Raw genomic sequence first — 17,409 nt, forward strand, 5'->3', positions numbered from 1 at the left:
GGCGGCCGCTCTCGGCTTACTGCTCTACTGCTCTGTTGGACGGCTTGTCGCGGCGCGGAGGAAGCTGGTGCTGCAAGCGCCGGCCCGCACATTCCCGATCACTGCTTGATATCGATCTCGTCAAAATTGAACGACCCGTCCGGCATCACGTACGCGCCGCTCATGCGCTTGCTGCGCGCGAACAGCACCTTCTCGGTCACCAGGAAGGCCCAGGGCGCGTCCTTCCAGATGCGTTCCTGCGCGTCCTTGTACAGCCGCGCCTTCTCGCCGCGGTCAGTGGTGCGCAGCGCGCCGGCGATATCCGCGTCGACCTGCTCGTTCTTGTAGTAGGCGGTGTTCAGCAGCTTGGGCGGCATCGACTCCGAGGCCAGCAGCGGACGCAGGGCCCAGTCGGATTCACCGGTCGACGACGACCAGCCCACGTAGTAGATGCGCACGCCGGCGTCCTCGGGCTTGGGCACGCTCTCGACCTTCTCCACGCGCTGGCCGGCTTCCAGCGCCTGCACCTGCGCCTTGATGCCGACCTGCTGCAGCTGCTGCTGCACGAACTGGATCACCTTCTGCGCGGTGGTGTGGTTGTACGCCGACCACAGCGTGGTCTCGAAGCCGTTGGGGTAGCCGGCTTCCTTCAGCAGCGCGCGCGCCTTGGCCGGGTCATACGGCCACGGGCCCAGCTTCTCGGCATAGTCCACGCCGTGCGGCACCACGCCCTCGGCCGGCACCGCGTAGCCGGCAAAGGCCACCTTGGCCAGCGCCTCCTTGTTGATGGCGTAGTTGATGGCCTGGCGCACCTTGGGGTCGTTGAACGGCTTGACCATGGTGTTCATGGTCAGGTAGCGCTGGATGATCGACGGCGCCGCGATCAGGTCGACCTTGGGGCTGCTCTTCAGCACCGCTGCCTGCTCGAACGGAATGCTGAAGGCAAAGTCCGCCTCGCCGGTCTGCATGATGGCGGCGCGGGTGTTGTTGTCGACCACCGGCTTCCAGGTGATGGTGTCGATCTTCGGATAGCCGGTCTTCCAGTAGCCGGCAAACTTCTTGCCCTTCAGGTGGTCGGGCTGCTTCCACTCCACGAACTCGAACGGACCGGTGCCCACCGGATGGAAGGCAATGTCCTTGCCGTACTTCTGCAGCGCGGCCGGCGAGATCATCACCGCCGACGGATGCGCCAGCACGTTGATGAACGGCGAGAACGGCTCCTTCAGCGTGACCTTGACGGTATTAGCGTCGACCACGTCGGTCTTCGCCACGCGGTTGAACAGCGTGTAGCGCTTGAGCTTGTTGGCCGGGTTGGTGACGCGGTCCAGGTTGGCCTTGACGGCGGCGGCATCGAAGGTGGTGCCGTCGTGGAACTTGATGCCCTTCTTCAGCTTGATGGTGTAGGTCAGGCCGTCCTTGCTGGCCTCGTAGCTGTCGGCCAGCACGTTAACCAGTTTCATGTCCTTATCCAGCCCGAACAGGCCCTGGTAGAACGACTTGCTCGCGGCTTGCGATAGCGTGTCGTTGGAATCGTACGGATCGAGAGTGGTGAAAGTCGAGTACACCGCCATCACGGCATCCTTGGCGGCAAAGGCCGGGGTCGCGGACAGCATGCCCAGGACACTGCCGACAAAGGCGCCGGCGATCCATCGTGGCGCAACCCGTGGCGAAACCATACGTGCAGACATTGTCGATTCTCCTTGGTAATTTGGTGACTTCCAGAACTTCAATAAGCGCCGCCAACGGCGTGCCGCGCAACAAAATGGCCGAGCGCCCCGCTGCCCGCGACCGGCACCAGCGGCTGCACCACCGGCTCGTCGCCGACCGCGCGGATCGGGCTGGGGATCTCGTCGTTCAGCGGCTCGCGCCGCAGGTGGCGCCGCGCCGGGTCGGCGATCGGCACCGCCGACATCAGCTTCTTCGTGTACGGGTGCTGCGGGTTCTCGAAGATCGCGCGGCGCGGGCCGATCTCGACGATCTGGCCCAGGTACATCACCGCGACCCGGTGGCTGACGCGCTCCACCACCGCCATGTCGTGCGAGATGAACAGGAAGGCGATGCCGAGCTCGCGCTGCAGGTCCAGCATCAGGTTGACGATCTGGGCCTGGATCGACACGTCCAGCGCCGACACCGATTCATCCGCCACCACCACCTTGGGGTTCAGCGCCAGCGCGCGCGCAATGCAGATCCGCTGGCGCTGGCCGCCGGAAAACTCGTGCGGATAGCGCGCCGCGTGCGACGGGTCCAGCCCTACCTTGTCGAGCAGCCAGGCCACGCGCTGCTCGGCCTCCTTGCCGCTGGCAACCTTGTGCACCAGCAGCGGCTCCATGATCGAATAGCCGACCGGCACGCGCGGATCGAGCGACGCGAACGGGTCCTGGAAGATGAACTGGATATTGCGGCGCAGGGTCTGCAGCGCCGGTCCTTCCATCTTGCTGATGTTCTGCCCGTTGAATTCGATGGTGCCGCTCTGGCTTTCCACCAGGCGCAGCAGCGAGCGGCCGGTGGTGGATTTGCCGCAGCCGGATTCCCCCACCAGCGCCAGCGTCTCGCCCGGATAGAGGTCGAAGCTGACCTGTTCCACCGCATGCACGCGCCGCGTCACGCGGCCGAACAGGCCGCCGGGCACGTCGAAGCGCGTGACCAGGTCCCGCACCCGCAGGATCGGCGCCACGCCGGGCGCCACCGTATCCTGCGGCACGGCCGGCTCGGGGCTGGCGCGGTCGAGCCGCAGCAGCGGGAACTTGGCCGGCAGGTCGGTGCCGCGCATGGCGCCCAGGCGCGGCACCGCCGACAGCAGCGCGCGCGTATAGGGGTGGGCCGGGGCGCGGAACACGTCGTCCGAGGTGCCCTCTTCCACCTTCTCGCCGCGGTACATCACCAGCACTCGGTCGGCCACCTCGGCCACCACGCCCATGTCGTGGGTGATGAAGACCACCCCCATCTGCATCTCGGCCTGCAGGCCGCGGATCAGCTGCAGGATCTCGGCCTGGATGGTCACGTCCAGCGCCGTGGTGGGCTCGTCGGCAATCAGCAGCGCCGGCTTGCACGACAGCGCCATGGCGATCATCACGCGCTGGCGCATGCCGCCGGACAGCTGGTGCGGATAGCGCTCGAGCACGCGCCGCGCTTCGGGGATGCGCACCAGCTCCAGCATGCGCAGCGCCTCGGCCCGTGCCGCCGCGCGGCTCTTGCCCTGGTGCAGGCGGATCGATTCCGCGATCTGCTCGCCCACCGGGAACACCGGGTTGAGCGAGGTCATCGGCTCCTGGAAGATCATCGCCACGTCGGCGCCGCGCACGCTGCGCAGCGTGGCGTTGTCGGTGCGCGCCAGGTCGATCACCTCGCCGCCGCGCCGGCGCAGCGCCATGCTGCCCGACGCGATCTTGCCGCCGCCATGCTCGACCAGCCGCATCAGCGCCAGCGAGGTCACCGACTTGCCCGAGCCCGACTCGCCCACCACCGCGAGCGTTTCGCCGCGGTCGACATGGAAGGACAGGTTGCGCACGGCCTCGACGGTGCGCTCGGAGGTGGCGAAGCGCACGGTGAGCCCGTCGACCTGGACCACGCGCTCGGGCGGCAGGACCAGGCCGGATACGGGAACGCGCGCGGGGGCTGCGGTAGTGACCACGGGTACTCCTTGTATGGCGGGATGCGGGACAGGCTGGTGCGCGGCGCTTCAGCCGTAGATCGACACGTCGACGGCCTCGCCCACCCGGGCGAAACCGCGGTACATGCCTTCGGTGTTGAACGGCAGCGTGACGTTGCCGGCGCGGTCCACCGCGATCAGGCCGCCGCGGCCCTGGATCGCGGGCAGCTTCTCCATCACCACGCGCCGCGCCGCCTCTTCGAGCGACACGCCGGCATAGCGCATCTGCGCCGCGACATCGTGCGCGGCCACGGTGCGGATAAACATCTCGCCGGTGCCGGTGGCGGACACCGCCGCGACGTCGTCGGCATAGCAGCCCGCGCCGATCAGGGGCGTATCGCCGACGCGGCCCACCTGCTTGTTGGTGACGCCGCCGGTGGACGTGGCCGCCGCGAGGTTGCCGCGGCTGTCGCAGGCGACCGCGCCCACGGTGCCGAACTTGCTGTCGGGATCGATCGGTTCCGTGCCGCGCGCCTGCTGCGCGGCGAGCGCGGCGGCGTCGTGGTCGAGCAGGGCCATGCCGGCGTTGGCGCGCGCACGCTGCCACTGGTCGTGGCGGGCCTGGGTGAAGTAGTACTCCGGCTCTACCAGTTCCAGCCCCCGCGCCTGCGCGAAGGCCTCGGCCCCGGCGCCGGCAAACAGCACGTGTTCGCTGTGCTCCAGCACCGCGCGCGCCGCCAGCACCGGGTTGCGCAGGCGCGTGACGCAGGCCACCGCGCCGGCATCGAGAGTGGCACCATCCATTACCGCCGCATCCAGTTCATAGGTGCCGGCATGGGTCAGCACCGCGCCCTTGCCGGCGTTGAACAGCGGGCACTCTTCGAGCAGGCGCACCGCCTCGGTGACGGCATCGAGCGCGCTGCCGCCATCGGCCAGGATGCGCTGGCCGGCTTGCAGCACGTGTTGCAGCGCTTCGATGTATTCGCGTTCGCGGGCCGCATCCATCGCCGCGCGGGTGATGGTGCCGGCGCCGCCGTGGATGGCAATGACAGCTGCTTGCATAAGGAGACTCAGGAATTCAGGACTTGCGGGTGTTGGACGACCGCGCGCGGCGCGCGCCGGTCTTGGCTTCGGTGGGTGGCACTGGCATCGGCGCGGAGCGGCGCGCGGGCTCGGCCTCGGGCGTGCCATGCAGCCACGGCAGCAGGAATTCGGTCATTTCGGCGGCGGCCTTGACCGGTCGTTCGGCCCGGTGCGCCACCGCGCCGCACAGCGCCTCGATCAGCGCCAGCACGGTGGCGTCGGAGTTGGCCGAGAGGCGGTTGCCGGCCTGCGCATACAGCGCGATATCGGCCAGCGGCGCCAGCGGCGAGGTCGGGCCATCGGTCAGCGCCAGCACCTGCCCGCCACGCAGCTTTGCGCGCTGGGCCAGCTCGATGGTGTCGGTGACGTAGCGCGGGAAGGCAATCACGATCAGCAGGTCGCTCGGCTGCAGCTTGAACAGCTGCCGCGCCGCATGCGAGGCGCCGCCCGCGCCCGCCACCGAGGTCACCATGCGGCAATGCATTTCCAACCCGTGCTGCAGCAGGCCCGCAAGGAAACCGCTGGCGCCGAAGCCCGCCACGTAGACGCGCTGCGCGGCGAGGATCGCCGCCACCGCGCGCTCGCACGCGGTCGGGTCGATATTGCGCCGGGTGGCTTCCGCATTGGCCGCCGCATCTTCCAGCGAGGCCGCGAAGACTTCGGCGGCGGTGGCGGGCCGCTCGAGCTCGCTGCGCAGCCGCTCCACCGGCGCCAGCGTGGCTTCGAAACCGCGCACCAGCTCGGCCCGGAACTGCGGATAGCCGTCGAATCCCAGCGCGCGCGCAAAGCGGTTGGCCGTCGCCACCGAGACCTCCACGGCCGCGGCAAATTCATCGATGCGCATGGTCGCCGCGCGAAACAGGTTGGCCAGCACGTATTCCGCCATGCGGCGGTGCGCCGGCGTCAGCGCCGGCAGGCTGCGTGCAATGCGGTCCGAGATCGAATGGCCAATGGGCATGGTGAAAGCGGCTGGTCTGGGCGGCGCGTCAGGGTGCGCCTCGTTGTGAAAATGAATTTACACGCAACCGACTTTCAAGAAAATAGAGTTTTGCCAGACCGAGGGTAATCCCTAGATTCGCCGGCGTTGCCGGCACTTTCGCGGTGCACGCGCTGACCCGCTTTGGCGCGGCACCTGCACCGGTACGGCGTGCCGCGCACCGGAAACGCTACAATGCGGCCCAGCGCCACAGCGCCGGCCGCGGCCCGCGTTCACGGCGCTTTTTCTGTTTTTCACTCAGGCATTTCCCCTCTCGTGATCCGAATCGACCAGCTAGTCCTTCAGCGCGGCACCAAGGTGCTGTTCGACCACACCAGCGTGACGCTCAACCCGGGCGAGCACGTGGGCCTCGTCGGCGCCAACGGCAGCGGCAAGTCGACGCTGTTCGCGCTGCTGCGCGGCGAACTGCATCCGGACGGAGGCGATGTCAGCGTGCCGGCGCAGTGGCGGGTTGCCCACGTGGCGCAGGAAACACCGGCGGTCAGCCGCACCGCGGTCGACTACGTGATCGATGGCGACACCCGCCTGCGCGAGATCGAGGCCGCCATTGCCGCGGCCCAGGCTAGCGGCGACGGCAGCGCCGAAGGCGAAGCCCATGCCGCCTATGCCGATGCCGACGGCTACACCGCGCCGGCGCGCGCCGAGGCCCTGCTGCTGGGGCTGGGCTTCACGCTGGCGCAGGTGTCGCAGCCGGTGGCGTCGTTCTCGGGCGGCTGGCGCATGCGCCTGAACCTGGCGCAGGCTCTGATGTGCCCGTCGGACCTGCTGCTGCTCGACGAACCGACCAACCACCTGGACCTCGACGCCATCGTCTGGCTGGAAGACTGGCTGGCGCGCTATCCCGGCACGCTGGTGATGATTTCACACGACCGCGAATTCCTCGACGCGATCTGCAATGTCACGGTGCATATCGAGAACCAGCAGCTGCGTCGCTACGGCGGCAACTACACGCTGTTCGAGACCCTGCGGCTGCAGCAGATGGCGCAGCAGCAGGCAGCCTACGTGCGCCAGCAGAAGGAAATCGCACACCTGGAATCGTTCATCACCCGCTTCAAGGCCAAGGCGACCAAGGCGCGCCAGGCGCAGAGCCGGGTCAAGGCGCTGGAGAAGATGGAGCGGCTGGCGCCGGTGCACGTCGCCGCCGGCTTCGCCTTCGAGTTCCGCGAACCGGATGCCGCGCCCAACCCGATGATGGTGCTCGACGGCGTCGATTGCGGCTATGCCGAAGCCCATCCGCCCGTCACCATCCTGCACAACCTGGCGCTGTCGATCCAGAACGGCCAGCGCATCGGCCTGCTGGGCGCGAACGGCCAGGGCAAGTCGACGCTGGTCAAGACCCTGGCCGGCACCCAGGATCCGCTCAAGGGCAATCTGCGCCTGGGCAAGGGGCTGCAGATCGGCTACTTCGCCCAGCACCAGCTGGAAACGCTGCGCGACCACGACTCCGCGCTGCAGCACCTCGCGCGCCTGGCGCCCGACGTGCGCGAGCAGGAGCTGCGCGACTTCCTCGGCAGCTTCAACTTCCGCGGCGACATGGCGACCACGCCGATCGAGCCCTTCTCCGGCGGTGAAAAGGCCCGGCTGGCGCTGGCGCTGATCGTCTGGCAGAAGCCTAACCTGCTGCTGCTCGACGAGCCGACCAACCACCTCGACCTCGATACGCGCGAGGCGCTGACCATGGCGCTGGCGCAGTTCGAAGGCACGCTGATCCTGGTCTCGCACGACCGGCACCTGCTGCGCGCCACCGCCGACCAGTTCATGCTGGTGGCCGACGGCACCATCCGGCCATTCGACGGCGACCTCGACGACTACCGCGACTGGCTGCTGCAGCAGGCCGCCGCCAAGCGCAACGCCGCGGTCGCGGCGCACCAGTCCGAAACCGCCGCGGATGGCGCGGCAACGGTCAACCGCAAGGACCAGCGCCGCGCCGAAGCGGACGAGCGCCAGCGGCTGTCGGCGCTGCGCAAGCCCCTGACGAAGGAACTGGAAAAGGTGGAAAAGCGCATGGCGGTGCTGCAGGCCGCCAAGGTGGAGATCGACCGGTTCATGGCCGATGAAAGCAGCTATGCCGAGGCCAACAAGACGAAGCTGATGGAGATGCTGAAACGCCAGGGCGAGGTCAACGGCGAACTCGAGACGCTGGAAGAAAAATGGCTGGAACTGCAGGAGCAGATCGAGCAGATTGCCTGATCGGATTCGGCTTCGAGTCCCCTCCCTTGCACCACCGCAAAAGCGAAACGGCGCCGATGGCGCCGTTTCGCTTTATATCGTTCGCTTGTCCCGAGCTCAGCGGAAATTCTTCTCCCTCCGGATCAGCCCCACCGCCAGCGTCAGCGTCAGGATAAACAGCCAGATCAGCGACCATGCCGGCACCGACAGCCCCAGCACCGGCGGCAGCGGCGCGGTGCACAGGCCATCGGAGTAGAACAGCTGCGGCAGCACCTTGGCGGTGGGCAGCGCATTGACCCAGTTCTCGAGGGGGTCGATGCCGCACGAGGCCTTGGGATTGAGCAGCAGCGACACGTGATAGACCGCCACCGCGATGCCGGCGATGCCGGACAGCATGCCCAGCCCTTGCCACAGCGAGCGCGTGTTCTGCGCCACCGCGGCCAGCAGCGAGAACACGCCGATGCCGATGAAGGCGAAGCGCTGCATCACGCAGAGCGGACAAGGCTGGTAGCCCTTTTCGAACTGCAGGTAGAGCGCAACGCCGACCAGGGCGAATGAGACGATGGCAATCAGCAGGAAATAGGGGCGGGAATTGGCTTGCATCATTGGAGCTCAGGTGATCCGGTAAATCGTTGCCGTCAGTGCGAGGCGCGGCTGTGCTGCGCATTATTACCGATTTTGCCGCGCCTGCCGTCGGCGCCACATGCGGCGCCGGCCTGCTGCCCCCTGGCGGACTGACGCATCGGCCTCATGCGCCCGCTGCCTGCCAGGCCGCGCGCGGCAAGCGGTACAGGCAATGCGGCCGCAACGGGTGCCGCGGCGGCAAGGCGGGATGATCGAAGCCCACCGCGTCCTGGCGCATGCCAAGCCGCTCCATCACTGCGCGCGAGCGGGCATTGGCGAGGGTGGTGAAGGCGACGATTTCGTCCAGCCCCAGGCGGCCGAAGCCATAGGCAAGCGCACCACGCGCCGCCTCGGTGGCGTAGCCCTGGCCCCAGGCGTGCCGCGCCAGCCGCCAGGCGATCTCCACGCACGGCGCGAATGGCAGCGTGGCGGCCGGCTCATGCAGTCCGACAAAGCCCAGGAAGGTATCGTCCGCCCTGCGTTCGGCGACCCAGACGCCCCATCCCTTCTGCGCGATCAGGCTGCGGCAGCGCCCGGCCATCGCATCGCTTTCGGCGCGCGACAGTGGGGCCGGGAAATAGCGCATCACCTGCGCATCGGCATTGAGCGCGGCAAACGGCGCAAGGTCTTCATCGCGCCACTGGCGCAGCCGCAAGCGGCCGGTCTCGAAGGCGATGCCGGTGTCCATGGCTCAGTCCAGGTGGCGAACGCGGTCGATGGCCTGCTCGATGCGCTCCACCGCGATCACTTCGAGCCCGTCGATCTTCTGCTTGGGCGCATTGGCCTTGGGGATCACGGCCAGCGTAAAACCCAGCTTGGCCGCTTCCTTCAGGCGCTCCTGCCCGCGCGGGCTGGGGCGGATCTCGCCGGCCAGCCCCACTTCGCCGAACACCACCAGGCCGCGCGGCAGCGGCTTGTTGCGCATCGACGAGTGGATCGACAGCAGCACCGCCAGGTCCGCCGCGGGTTCGGTGATCTTGACCCCGCCTACCGCGTTCAGGAACACATCCTGGTCGAAGCAGGCGATGCCCGCGTGCCGGTGCAGCACGGCCAGCAGCAACGCCAGCCGGTTCTGCTCCAGCCCCACCGCCAGGCGGCGCGGGTTGGGCACATGCGCGGTATCGACCAGCGCCTGGATTTCCACCAGCAGCGGCCGCGTGCCTTCCTGCGTCACCAGCACGCACGAGCCCGGCACGGTCTCTTCGTGCTGCGACAGGAACAGCGCCGACGGATTGCTGATGCCGCGCAGGCCGCGCTCGGTCATCGCGAACACGCCCAGCTCGTTGACCGCGCCGAAGCGGTTCTTGAAGGCGCGGATCAGCCGGTGCGACGAATGGGTATCGCCTTCGAAATACAGCACCGTATCGACGATATGCTCGAGCACACGCGGTCCCGCCAGGCTGCCTTCCTTGGTCACGTGGCCGACCAGGATGATGGTGGTGCCGCTGCTCTTGGCAATGCGCGTGAGCTGCGCCGCGCATTCGCGCACCTGCGCCACCGACCCCGGCGCCGAGGTCAGCGCCTCGGAATACAGCGTCTGGATCGAATCGATCACCGCGACCTCGGGCTTTTCGGCTTCCAGCGTGGCCTGGATCTTCTCCAGCTGGATTTCGGCGAGCAGCCCCAGCGACGGGCTTTCCACGCCCAGGCGCTGCGCGCGCAGCGCGATCTGCGCGCCCGATTCCTCACCGCTGACATAGAGCACGCGGCGCTGCCCGGCCAGGTTGGCCAGCGCCTGCAGCAACAGCGTCGACTTGCCGATACCGGGATCGCCGCCGATCAGCACCACGCCGCCCGACACCAGGCCGCCGCCCAGCACCCGGTCGAATTCGTCGATGCCACTGGAAAAGCGCGGCACGTCGGCGGCGTCGATCTCGGCCAGCCTGCGTACCGTCGCCGATGCCGCCAGCGGCTGGAAGCGCTTGTTCGCGGCGGATTCCGCCACGGTTTCCACCAACGTGTTCCACTGTTGGCAATGCGGGCACTGGCCGGCCCAGCGCGGCGTGGTGCCGCCGCATTCGGTACAGGTATAGACAGTCTTGCTCTTGGCCAACGGAGGTCCTTGCAGAAAGAATCGAGCCGGGCGTGAAGCGACCCGGCCCGCGGAGGTAGCGTAGTGGGCGCAGCGGCCTGAGGCAGCCAACGCGTGCAGAGCGTAACCGTGCGGCGCTGCGCCCGCATCCGCCCCGCTTGTCAGCGCAAATCAGGCGACCGCGGGCGCGGCGCTGTCCGATGCCGTGATGGTCGCCACCGTGGTCGGCACCCGCGGCGCCAGCGCGCACATCAGCTCGTAGCCGACCGTGCCGCTGGCCTGCGCCACTTCGTCGATTGGCAGGCCCTGCCCCCACAGCGTGACCGGGCTGCCGACGCGGGCCTTGGGGCACGGCGTCAGGTCGACGCACAGCATGTCCATCGACACGCGCCCGACCAGTTCGGTGCGCACGCCGTCGACCAGCACCGGCGCGCGCCGCTCGCCCCAGCCCGACGCGTGGCGCGGGTAGCCGTCGGCATAGCCGCAGGCGACCACGCCGATGCGCATCGGCCGCTCCGCGGTGAAGAGCGAGCCATAGCCGACGGTATCGCCCGGCTGCAGGTCCTGCACCGCGATCAGTTCGCTCTGCAGCGACATCGCCGGCTGCAGCCCGGTGCCCGCGATATCGGCATCGCGCCCGGTGGGCGACGCGCCGTACACGATGATGCCGGGGCGCACCCAGGCGCGATGCGCCTGCGGGTGCCACAGCACCGCGGCGGAATTCGACAGGCTGGCCTCGCCCGGCAGGTTGGCGGTGGCGGCGTCGAAGGCCTCGATCTGGTGGGCGATGCCGCGCGGGCCGTCGGCATCGGAGAAATGCGTCATATGGACGATGCTGCCCACGCACGGCATGGCTCGCGCGCGCTCCCAGGCGGTGCGGTATTCCGCCGGATGGAAGCCGAGCCGGTTCATGCCGGTGTTGAGTTTGAGCTGGATTGCCAGCGGGCCCCTGGGGCGCGCGCTTTCCAGCATGCGCAGCTGTTCGTCGCAGTGGATCGCGGTGGTCAGCCGGTATTGCTCGATCAGGGCGATGTCCTGCGGCTGGAAGAAGCCCTCCAGCAGCAGGATCGGGCCCTGCCAGCCGAGGTCGCGCAGCAGCACGGCCTCATTCAGGTCCAGCAGGCCGAAGCCGTCGGCACCACGCAGTGCAGCAAAGACGCGGCGGATGCCATGGCCGTAGGCGTTGGCCTTGACTACCGCCCAGACGCGCGAATCGGGCGCCTTGCGGCGGATCACGTCGAGATTGTTGGCCAGGGCGGGTTGGTGGATGACGGCTTGGATCGGTCTTGGCATTGGAAGTCACATCAGGGTAGCGGACAAAGCCGGCAGCGGCGCGGGCGGCGCATGCGCACCCAGCGGGCTGGAGGGACGGCTCTGTCTCAGTATCGATGGCGCAAACGTCACCTGTCGGTGTGCCGCAGCACGTACCGGCGACGGCTGTGGTGACGGATATGCGGGATGCCCGCAATTGGCAGGCCCGGGTATCCCAGTCACCATATCTCGCCGGGCGCACACCAGAACAGGGAAAGACCGGTCCGGCGGGCCGCGGTGGCAGCCGTTATTTGAACACATTCGGATGCTGTTGCCGGGGGTCATCAGGGAATCGGCAAGGCAATTTGCTGTCAAAAAGAGCCGTTGCCGGGGTTCGGGAATGTCATGTTTTCGTGATATAAAGCCGGACGCTCCGGCCATGTTCTAAAAGCGAAGCATTATGTCAATGACTGTCAGGCAGGCCTCACGGCGCCGCAGCGCAGCACCTACGACACAATTCGACACGGCCGCGGCACAAGGTTCCCTGCAAACCATGGCCTCTGCGGCCGGCACCAGCCTGGTCCCCCTGAATGGAGCGCGCGATGGAGAGAAAGTCGACAGCATGAAGAAGGGTTTTTACACCATCATGGCCGCGCAGTTTTTTTCCTCGCTGGCCGACAATGCCTTACTGATCGCCGCCATCGCCCTTCTCACCGAATTGCACTCCCCGCAGTGGATGACCCCGCTGCTCAAGCTGTTCTTCGTTCTTTCCTACGTCATTCTTGCCGCCTTCGTCGGCGCCTTCGCCGACTCGATGCCCAAGGGGCGGGTGATGCTCATCACCAACGCCATCAAGGTGGTCGGCTGCGCCATCATGATGTTCGGGCTGCACCCGCTGCTGGCCTACGGCGTGGTCGGCTTCGGCGCGGCGGCGTATTCGCCGGCCAAGTACGGCATCCTGACCGAGTTGCTGCCCCCCGAAAAACTGGTGCTGGCCAACGGCTGGATCGAGGGCCTGACGGTGGGTTCGATCATCCTCGGCACGGTGGTGGGCGGTGCGCTGATTTCCGTGCATGTCTCCGGCCTGCTGCTGCGCCTGGACGTGCCCTTCATCAATACCGGCATCGACACCCCGGCCGAGGCCGCGATGGTGGTGATCATGCTGTTCTATGTGATCGCTTCGCTGTTCAACCTGTTCATCCCGGACACCGGCGCCCGCTATCCGGCGCAGGAAAAGAACCCGATCAAGCTGATCGCCGAGTTCGGCGACTGCTTCCTGGCGCTGTGGCGCGACAAGCTGGGCCAGATCTCGCTGGCGGTGACCACGCTGTTCTGGGGCGTGGGCGCGACGCTGCAGTTCATCGTGCTGAAGTGGGCCGAGAAATCGCTGGGCCTGAACCTGTCCCAGGGCGCTCTGCTGCAGGCCGTGGTGGCCGTGGGCGTGGCCGTCGGCGCGATCCTGGCGGCGGCGCGCATTCCGCTGCGCAAATCGCTGTCGGTGCTGCCGTTCGGCGTGGCGATGGGCGCCACGGTGATGGTGATGGCGTTCTACACCAAGGACGCGATGCCGCAGGTCACGCTCGACGTGCTGGGCCTGCACATGCCGCTCTACATGGCCATCGCCTACGTGTTCCTGATGCTGGTGGGCGCGATGTCGGGCTATTTCGTGGTGCCGATGAACGCGCTGCTGCAGCACCGCGGCCATGTGCTGCTGTCGGCCGGGCACTCGATCGCGGTGCAGAACTTCAATGAGAACGTCTCGGTGCTGCTGATGCTGTGCCTGTACGCGCTGCTGATCAAGCTCAACGTGCCGATCGGCGTGGTCATCATCGCGCTGGGGCTGTTTATCTGCGTGACCATGGCGCTGGTGCTCAAGCTGCACAAGTACAACGTGCGCACCTTCAACTCGCTGGCGATGATCGGCGAGGACAAGCACCACTAGCCCCATCGCGGCGCGGCCGCGCCCGCGGCCGGCCAGGCGGCATCAGGCGTCGGCCTGCCCCGCCTGCGCGCCTGCCCGCGGCGGCTCTTCGGTGCGCGCCAGCGCCCGCTCCTGCCATCCCGGCGGCACCACGAACCCGCGCGAGCATTCGCGCCACCAGCCCGGCGCCTGCGGCCCGGCCGGTTCCAGCTCGCACAGCATCACCGGCGACTCGCGGCGCCAGCCGTGGTCATGGCGCGGATCGGCAAAGCGCTGCGCCAGCAGCGCGTGCAGCGTGCCGGCGTCGGCCGTGCCGGCTTCCGGCACCAGCGCGCCGGACAGCCACCCGGTACGCGGCAGGCGACACCAGCGCAGGCCCGGGCGCGCCCTGGCGCGCCCGGCCCAGGCATCGAGCGTCGACCACCAGCCGTGCAGGTGGTCCGGCGCGATCCCCAGCGTCTCCAGACCGGCCGGCACCTGGCCGTCGCGATAGAACAGCCAGCCCAGCAGGTAGACCTCGCTGCGGTCCACGGTATGGCCCAGCGCGGCCCGCGCTTCGGCGGTATGCCCGAGCGGCAGCTGGCGGTGCACGATATGGCCGAGCTTGTCGCCAAGGCGGTCGACCAGGTTCGGGCCGACGAAATCCTGCGCCCGCGGCGGCTGGTGGCCGCCCGCCGCCATCAGGTAGAACTTGGCCGCCATCTCCCAGTGCACCACCGCACCCGAGTCCAGCTCGCGCCAGACGAAATCCAGCTCGCCCAGCGTGCGCACGCCGTGCCGGCCGGCGCGCCGCACCGGCACGTTGGCGGCCAGCAGCGACAGCCCCTGCATATGGCGCAAGGCAAACTGCAGCAGCCGTTCGGCATGCCGCCCCAGTCGCAGGCTGCGGTTGGCGGGATCGGGGTCGGCATCGGCGCAGGGCACGGCGTGGCCGTCGGCCAGTTCGTCGATGGTGGCTGGCAGCGCGGCGGGATCCGCGCCTTCGAGCCAGCGCTGCCAGGCCTCGAGGGTGCCGGCCGGCCAGCGCGCCAGCGCGGCCCCCGGCACCGCGTCCAGCAGCGGCGGCGACAGCGTGGTCCAGGCCAGGTCACGCGCGCGTGCCGACGCAGCGCGGCGCCACAACGGCGCGTGCGACGGCCCATGGCCGTCGCCGCCGCGGGTCAGCGAGAGGTCAGGCCCCAGCTCCCGCACGGTCATGGACCTCACGGGCCAGGCACAGGTCTTCCCAGGCGCGCGCCTTGTCGGTCAGCGTGCGCAGCAGGTAGGCGGGATGGTAGGTCACCACCACGGGGATGCCCTCATACGCATGCACGGTGCCGCGCAGCTTGCCGATGGGCGTGGTGGTGCGCAGCAGCGATTGCGCGGCGAAGCGGCCCAGCACCACGATTACGCGGGGCCTGACCAGCGCGATCTGCCGGCGCAGGAAGGGCTCGCACTGCGCCACCTCTTCCGGTTCCGGATTGCGGTTGCCGGGCGGGCGGCACTTGAGCACGTTGGCGATGAACACATTGCGCCCGCGCGCCAGCCCAAGCGCGCCAAGCATGTTGTCGAGCAGCTTGCCGGCCTGACCGACGAAGGGCTCGCCCTGCAGGTCTTCGTTCTCGCCGGGGGCTTCGCCCACCAGCATCCATTCCGCCTGGCGGTCACCCACGCCGAAGACGGTATTGGTGCGGTTCTGGCACAGCCCGCAGGCGGTGCAGCCGGCCACGGCCGCATCCAGTGCCGGCCAGTCCATTGCGGCAATGGCAGCTTCGCGCTCCGCCTGCGCCGAGCCCGGCGCCGGCCCGGCGGGAACCAGCGCAGGAATGACGGGCGCCCGGGCTGCCGGCTGCACCGCCGGCGCCGACAGGGGCTGTACAGCCTCGGCTGCCACCGCAGCGGCGGGAGCAGCCTGAGCCGCCGTCGCGGCCACGGGCGCCTGCGCGACCGGCATCGCGGCCGGCGCGGGCGCCAGGGCGGGCACCGCTTCTGCCAGGGCGTCGTTGCGCGCGCGCGGCACCCATTCGGTGGCGATCCCCAGCACCTCGAGGAACTGTGCCCGGCGGCTCATGCCTTGCCCTCCGTGCCCTCGTTGGCGGCATCCTGCGCCGCCCAGGCGCGGCGCAGCACCAGCGCGTCTTCGCGCTTGCCGCCGGGCGCCGGGTAATAGCCCTTGCGGCGGCCGATCTCGGCAAACCCGGCCGCCTGGTACAGCGCGATCGCTCCGGCATTGGAGGGCCGCACCTCCAGCAGCATGGTGTGGATGCGGTGCGCGTGCGAGGTCGCCAGCACCACCGCGAGCATCAGGCGCCCGAGCCCCTGGCGCTGGCGCTGCGGCTCGACCGTGATGTTGAGCAGGTGCATTTCATCGACCACCGGCATCAGCACGGCGTAGGCCACCAGCGTGCCCGCCGGATCGCGCAGCGTCAGCCCGAGATGCCCGGACTTGACCGAGTTCTCGAAATTGCCGCGCGTCCACGGATGGCTGTAGGCGCGCGCCTCGATGCCCGCCACCGCCTGCAGGTCCAGCGCGCTCATGCGGCCCAGCGACCAGCCCTCGGGCAACACCGGCATAGCCGGCACCTCGGGCCAGTCGTGGCGGTCCGCGAGGGGATACGCGGCGCTCACGATGCGCTCCCGGGCCGGGCCGCCGCGCGCGCCTCCGCAACGGCCTCGCGTTCGGCGATGGTCTGGGCGACCTTGTCGCGCAGGTAGACCGGCATGGCCTGGTCGGCGTCGATGGCCTCGCCGCGCGCCAGCGCGCGCAGCGCGAGGGCAACCGCCGGCTGCGCATGGGGCATCGCCTCGGGCAGCACGCGGGCGGCGCGGCCGAGGCCCGCCAGGCGTTCGCCAAACACGGTGGAGGCGTTGCCGGCCAGCCAGAATTCGCCGGCGGGCACGGCCACGGTTTCCGGCGCGCCGACCTGCATCGGCGTGAGTTCCGCCCACTCCTGCGCGGCCGCGTCCCAGCCGAAGGCCGCCGCATAGGCCTCGTCCATGCGCGCATCCAGCGCCACCAGCACCGCGGTGCCGTCCGGCAGCGCCGGCGTGGCGGCGCGGGCGCGTTCGGCGCAGGCCATCAGCGTATTGACCGGCACCACCGGCAGGCCGGCGCCGAACGCCAGCCCCTGCGCCACGCCGCAGGCGGTGCGCAGGCCGGTGAACGAGCCCGGGCCGGCGCCAAAGGCGATGGCCGCGCAATCGGCCAGCGCAATGCCGGCTTCGGCCAGCAATTCGCCGGCAGCCGGCAGCACGCGCGCCGACGAGCGTGCGCCGGTGTGCTCATGGCGCACCAGGCACTCGAGGCCGGCGCCTGCCGCGCGTCCGAGCGCGACCGAGCACCACTCCGTAGAAGTTTCGACAGCAAGAATCCAGGACATGGCGCGATTGTAGCCGTTGGGCCCGGAATCGAGGGCTTCTTCGGTTTTATACGGACGGCGCGGCCGCGCCGGGCGGCTATCATCGGACTGCATTTTCGCAACTCAAGACAGTCCACACGGAGGAACCCCATGAGCGACCTGCAGGCACGCTTCGAACAGGCCCAGATCGACGTCAAGCAACTGAGCGAGCGCCCCAGCAATATGTCCCTGCTGCGCCTGTACGCGCTGTTCAAGCAAGGCAGCGAGGGCGATGCGCACGGCGACAAGCCCGGCATGACCGACTTCGTCGGCCGCTACAAGTTCGAGGCGTGGGAAGCGCTGCGCGGCACCGCGCGCGAACAGGCGATGGAGCAGTACATCGCGCTGGTGGAAGAACTGCGCAGCGGCGCCGCCAGCTGAATGTTT

The 17,409-nt window shown here is 68.9% G+C and carries 15 protein-coding genes; 3 read left to right on the top strand and 12 right to left on the bottom strand.

Features of this window, described 5'->3' with window-relative positions:
• Window positions 1-98: 98 nt before the first annotated feature.
• The 4 genes from gsiB to GA0116996_RS07270 are packed head-to-tail and all read right to left on the bottom strand — an operon-like array spanning window position 99 to window position 5,609.
• Window positions 99-1,667 (bottom strand): glutathione ABC transporter substrate-binding protein GsiB, encoded by a 1,569-nt coding sequence (gene gsiB, locus GA0116996_RS07255; RefSeq protein ID WP_183298727.1) that lies wholly within the window; start codon window positions 1,665-1,667, stop codon window positions 99-101.
• A 38-nt stretch (window positions 1,668-1,705) separates the two neighbouring features.
• A complete protein-coding gene (locus GA0116996_RS07260; protein ID WP_092308746.1) occupies window positions 1,706-3,610 on the bottom strand; it encodes a dipeptide ABC transporter ATP-binding protein in 1,905 nt (634 codons plus the stop codon).
• Between the two features lie 48 nt (window positions 3,611-3,658).
• Window positions 3,659-4,630: an isoaspartyl peptidase/L-asparaginase family protein gene (locus GA0116996_RS07265; protein ID WP_092308749.1), complete on the bottom strand. Its 972-nt coding sequence runs from the start codon at window positions 4,628-4,630 to the stop codon at window positions 3,659-3,661.
• 16 nt (window positions 4,631-4,646) lie between these two features.
• A complete protein-coding gene (locus GA0116996_RS07270) occupies window positions 4,647-5,609 on the bottom strand; it encodes a MurR/RpiR family transcriptional regulator (RefSeq protein ID WP_092308752.1) in 963 nt (320 codons plus the stop codon).
• A gap of 294 nt (window positions 5,610-5,903) precedes the next feature.
• Between GA0116996_RS07270 and GA0116996_RS07275 the strand changes: the two genes are divergently transcribed.
• A complete protein-coding gene (locus tag GA0116996_RS07275; RefSeq protein WP_092308755.1) occupies window positions 5,904-7,838 on the top strand; it encodes an ATP-binding cassette domain-containing protein in 1,935 nt (644 codons plus the stop codon).
• A 96-nt stretch (window positions 7,839-7,934) separates the two neighbouring features.
• Here GA0116996_RS07275 and GA0116996_RS07280 read toward each other — a convergent pair whose 3' ends face one another.
• From GA0116996_RS07280 to alr, 4 genes are all read right to left on the bottom strand, one after another.
• Window positions 7,935-8,420 (bottom strand): disulfide bond formation protein B, encoded by a 486-nt coding sequence (locus GA0116996_RS07280; protein WP_092309772.1) that lies wholly within the window; start codon window positions 8,418-8,420, stop codon window positions 7,935-7,937.
• 145 nt (window positions 8,421-8,565) lie between these two features.
• The gene (locus tag GA0116996_RS07285; protein WP_092308757.1) at window positions 8,566-9,129 is read right to left on the bottom strand and encodes a GNAT family N-acetyltransferase; all 564 of its coding nucleotides are present in this window, start codon (window positions 9,127-9,129) and stop codon (window positions 8,566-8,568) included.
• A 3-nt stretch (window positions 9,130-9,132) separates the two neighbouring features.
• Entirely contained in the window at window positions 9,133-10,494 is a 1,362-nt protein-coding gene (radA, locus tag GA0116996_RS07290) for a DNA repair protein RadA (RefSeq protein WP_092308760.1), read from the bottom strand.
• Window positions 10,495-10,644: 150 nt separating this feature from the next.
• Window positions 10,645-11,766: an alanine racemase gene (gene alr, locus GA0116996_RS07295; protein ID WP_092308762.1), complete on the bottom strand. Its 1,122-nt coding sequence runs from the start codon at window positions 11,764-11,766 to the stop codon at window positions 10,645-10,647.
• Window positions 11,767-12,346: 580 nt separating this feature from the next.
• Here alr and lplT point away from each other — a divergent pair.
• On the top strand, window positions 12,347-13,666 hold the full coding sequence (lplT, locus tag GA0116996_RS07300; protein WP_092308765.1) for a lysophospholipid transporter LplT: 1,320 nt from the start codon (window positions 12,347-12,349) through the stop codon (window positions 13,664-13,666).
• Between the two features lie 42 nt (window positions 13,667-13,708).
• Here the strand turns inward: lplT and GA0116996_RS07305 are convergent, their stop codons facing one another.
• The 4 genes from GA0116996_RS07305 to tsaB are packed head-to-tail and all read right to left on the bottom strand — an operon-like array spanning window position 13,709 to window position 17,004.
• The gene (locus GA0116996_RS07305) at window positions 13,709-14,842 is read right to left on the bottom strand and encodes a DUF1853 family protein (RefSeq protein ID WP_092308768.1); all 1,134 of its coding nucleotides are present in this window, start codon (window positions 14,840-14,842) and stop codon (window positions 13,709-13,711) included.
• A complete protein-coding gene (locus tag GA0116996_RS07310; protein WP_092308771.1) occupies window positions 14,817-15,695 on the bottom strand; it encodes a uracil-DNA glycosylase in 879 nt (292 codons plus the stop codon). Before GA0116996_RS07310 ends, GA0116996_RS07305 begins: the two co-directional genes overlap by 26 nt.
• Window positions 15,692-16,252 (bottom strand): ribosomal protein S18-alanine N-acetyltransferase, encoded by a 561-nt coding sequence (gene rimI / locus GA0116996_RS07315; RefSeq protein ID WP_092308774.1) that lies wholly within the window; start codon window positions 16,250-16,252, stop codon window positions 15,692-15,694. The genes GA0116996_RS07310 and rimI overlap by 4 nt, the downstream gene beginning before the upstream one ends.
• Window positions 16,249-17,004, bottom strand: a complete 756-nt coding sequence (tsaB, locus tag GA0116996_RS07320; protein WP_092309775.1) for a tRNA (adenosine(37)-N6)-threonylcarbamoyltransferase complex dimerization subunit type 1 TsaB — start codon at window positions 17,002-17,004, stop codon at window positions 16,249-16,251. The genes rimI and tsaB overlap by 4 nt, the downstream gene beginning before the upstream one ends.
• A 129-nt stretch (window positions 17,005-17,133) precedes the next feature.
• On the opposite strand from tsaB, the gene GA0116996_RS07325 reads away from it, so the two are divergent.
• A complete protein-coding gene (locus GA0116996_RS07325) occupies window positions 17,134-17,403 on the top strand; it encodes an acyl-CoA-binding protein (RefSeq protein ID WP_012353003.1) in 270 nt (89 codons plus the stop codon).
• Window positions 17,404-17,409: the final 6 nt, after the last annotated feature.

Source organism: Cupriavidus alkaliphilus (genome assembly GCF_900094595.1).
Lineage (GTDB): Bacteria > Pseudomonadota > Gammaproteobacteria > Burkholderiales > Burkholderiaceae > Cupriavidus > Cupriavidus alkaliphilus.

What these genes read in the sequence shown, in the direction of transcription:
- gsiB (WP_183298727.1), bottom strand. Translation starts at nt 1,667, where the DNA reads ATGTCTGCACGTATGGTTTCGCCACGGGTTGCGCCACGATGGATCGCC.
- lplT (WP_092308765.1), top strand. Translation starts at nt 12,347, where the DNA reads ATGAAGAAGGGTTTTTACACCATCATGGCCGCGCAGTTTTTTTCCTCG.
- GA0116996_RS07265 (WP_092308749.1), bottom strand. Translation starts at nt 4,630, where the DNA reads ATGCAAGCAGCTGTCATTGCCATCCACGGCGGCGCCGGCACCATCACC.
- tsaB (WP_092309775.1), bottom strand. Translation starts at nt 17,004, where the DNA reads ATGTCCTGGATTCTTGCTGTCGAAACTTCTACGGAGTGGTGCTCGGTC.
- alr (WP_092308762.1), bottom strand. Translation starts at nt 11,766, where the DNA reads ATGCCAAGACCGATCCAAGCCGTCATCCACCAACCCGCCCTGGCCAAC.
- GA0116996_RS07280 (WP_092309772.1), bottom strand. Translation starts at nt 8,420, where the DNA reads ATGCAAGCCAATTCCCGCCCCTATTTCCTGCTGATTGCCATCGTCTCA.
- GA0116996_RS07310 (WP_092308771.1), bottom strand. Translation starts at nt 15,695, where the DNA reads ATGAGCCGCCGGGCACAGTTCCTCGAGGTGCTGGGGATCGCCACCGAA.
- GA0116996_RS07270 (WP_092308752.1), bottom strand. Translation starts at nt 5,609, where the DNA reads ATGCCCATTGGCCATTCGATCTCGGACCGCATTGCACGCAGCCTGCCG.
- GA0116996_RS07285 (WP_092308757.1), bottom strand. Translation starts at nt 9,129, where the DNA reads ATGGACACCGGCATCGCCTTCGAGACCGGCCGCTTGCGGCTGCGCCAG.
- GA0116996_RS07305 (WP_092308768.1), bottom strand. Translation starts at nt 14,842, where the DNA reads ATGACCGTGCGGGAGCTGGGGCCTGACCTCTCGCTGACCCGCGGCGGC.
- GA0116996_RS07325 (WP_012353003.1), top strand. Translation starts at nt 17,134, where the DNA reads ATGAGCGACCTGCAGGCACGCTTCGAACAGGCCCAGATCGACGTCAAG.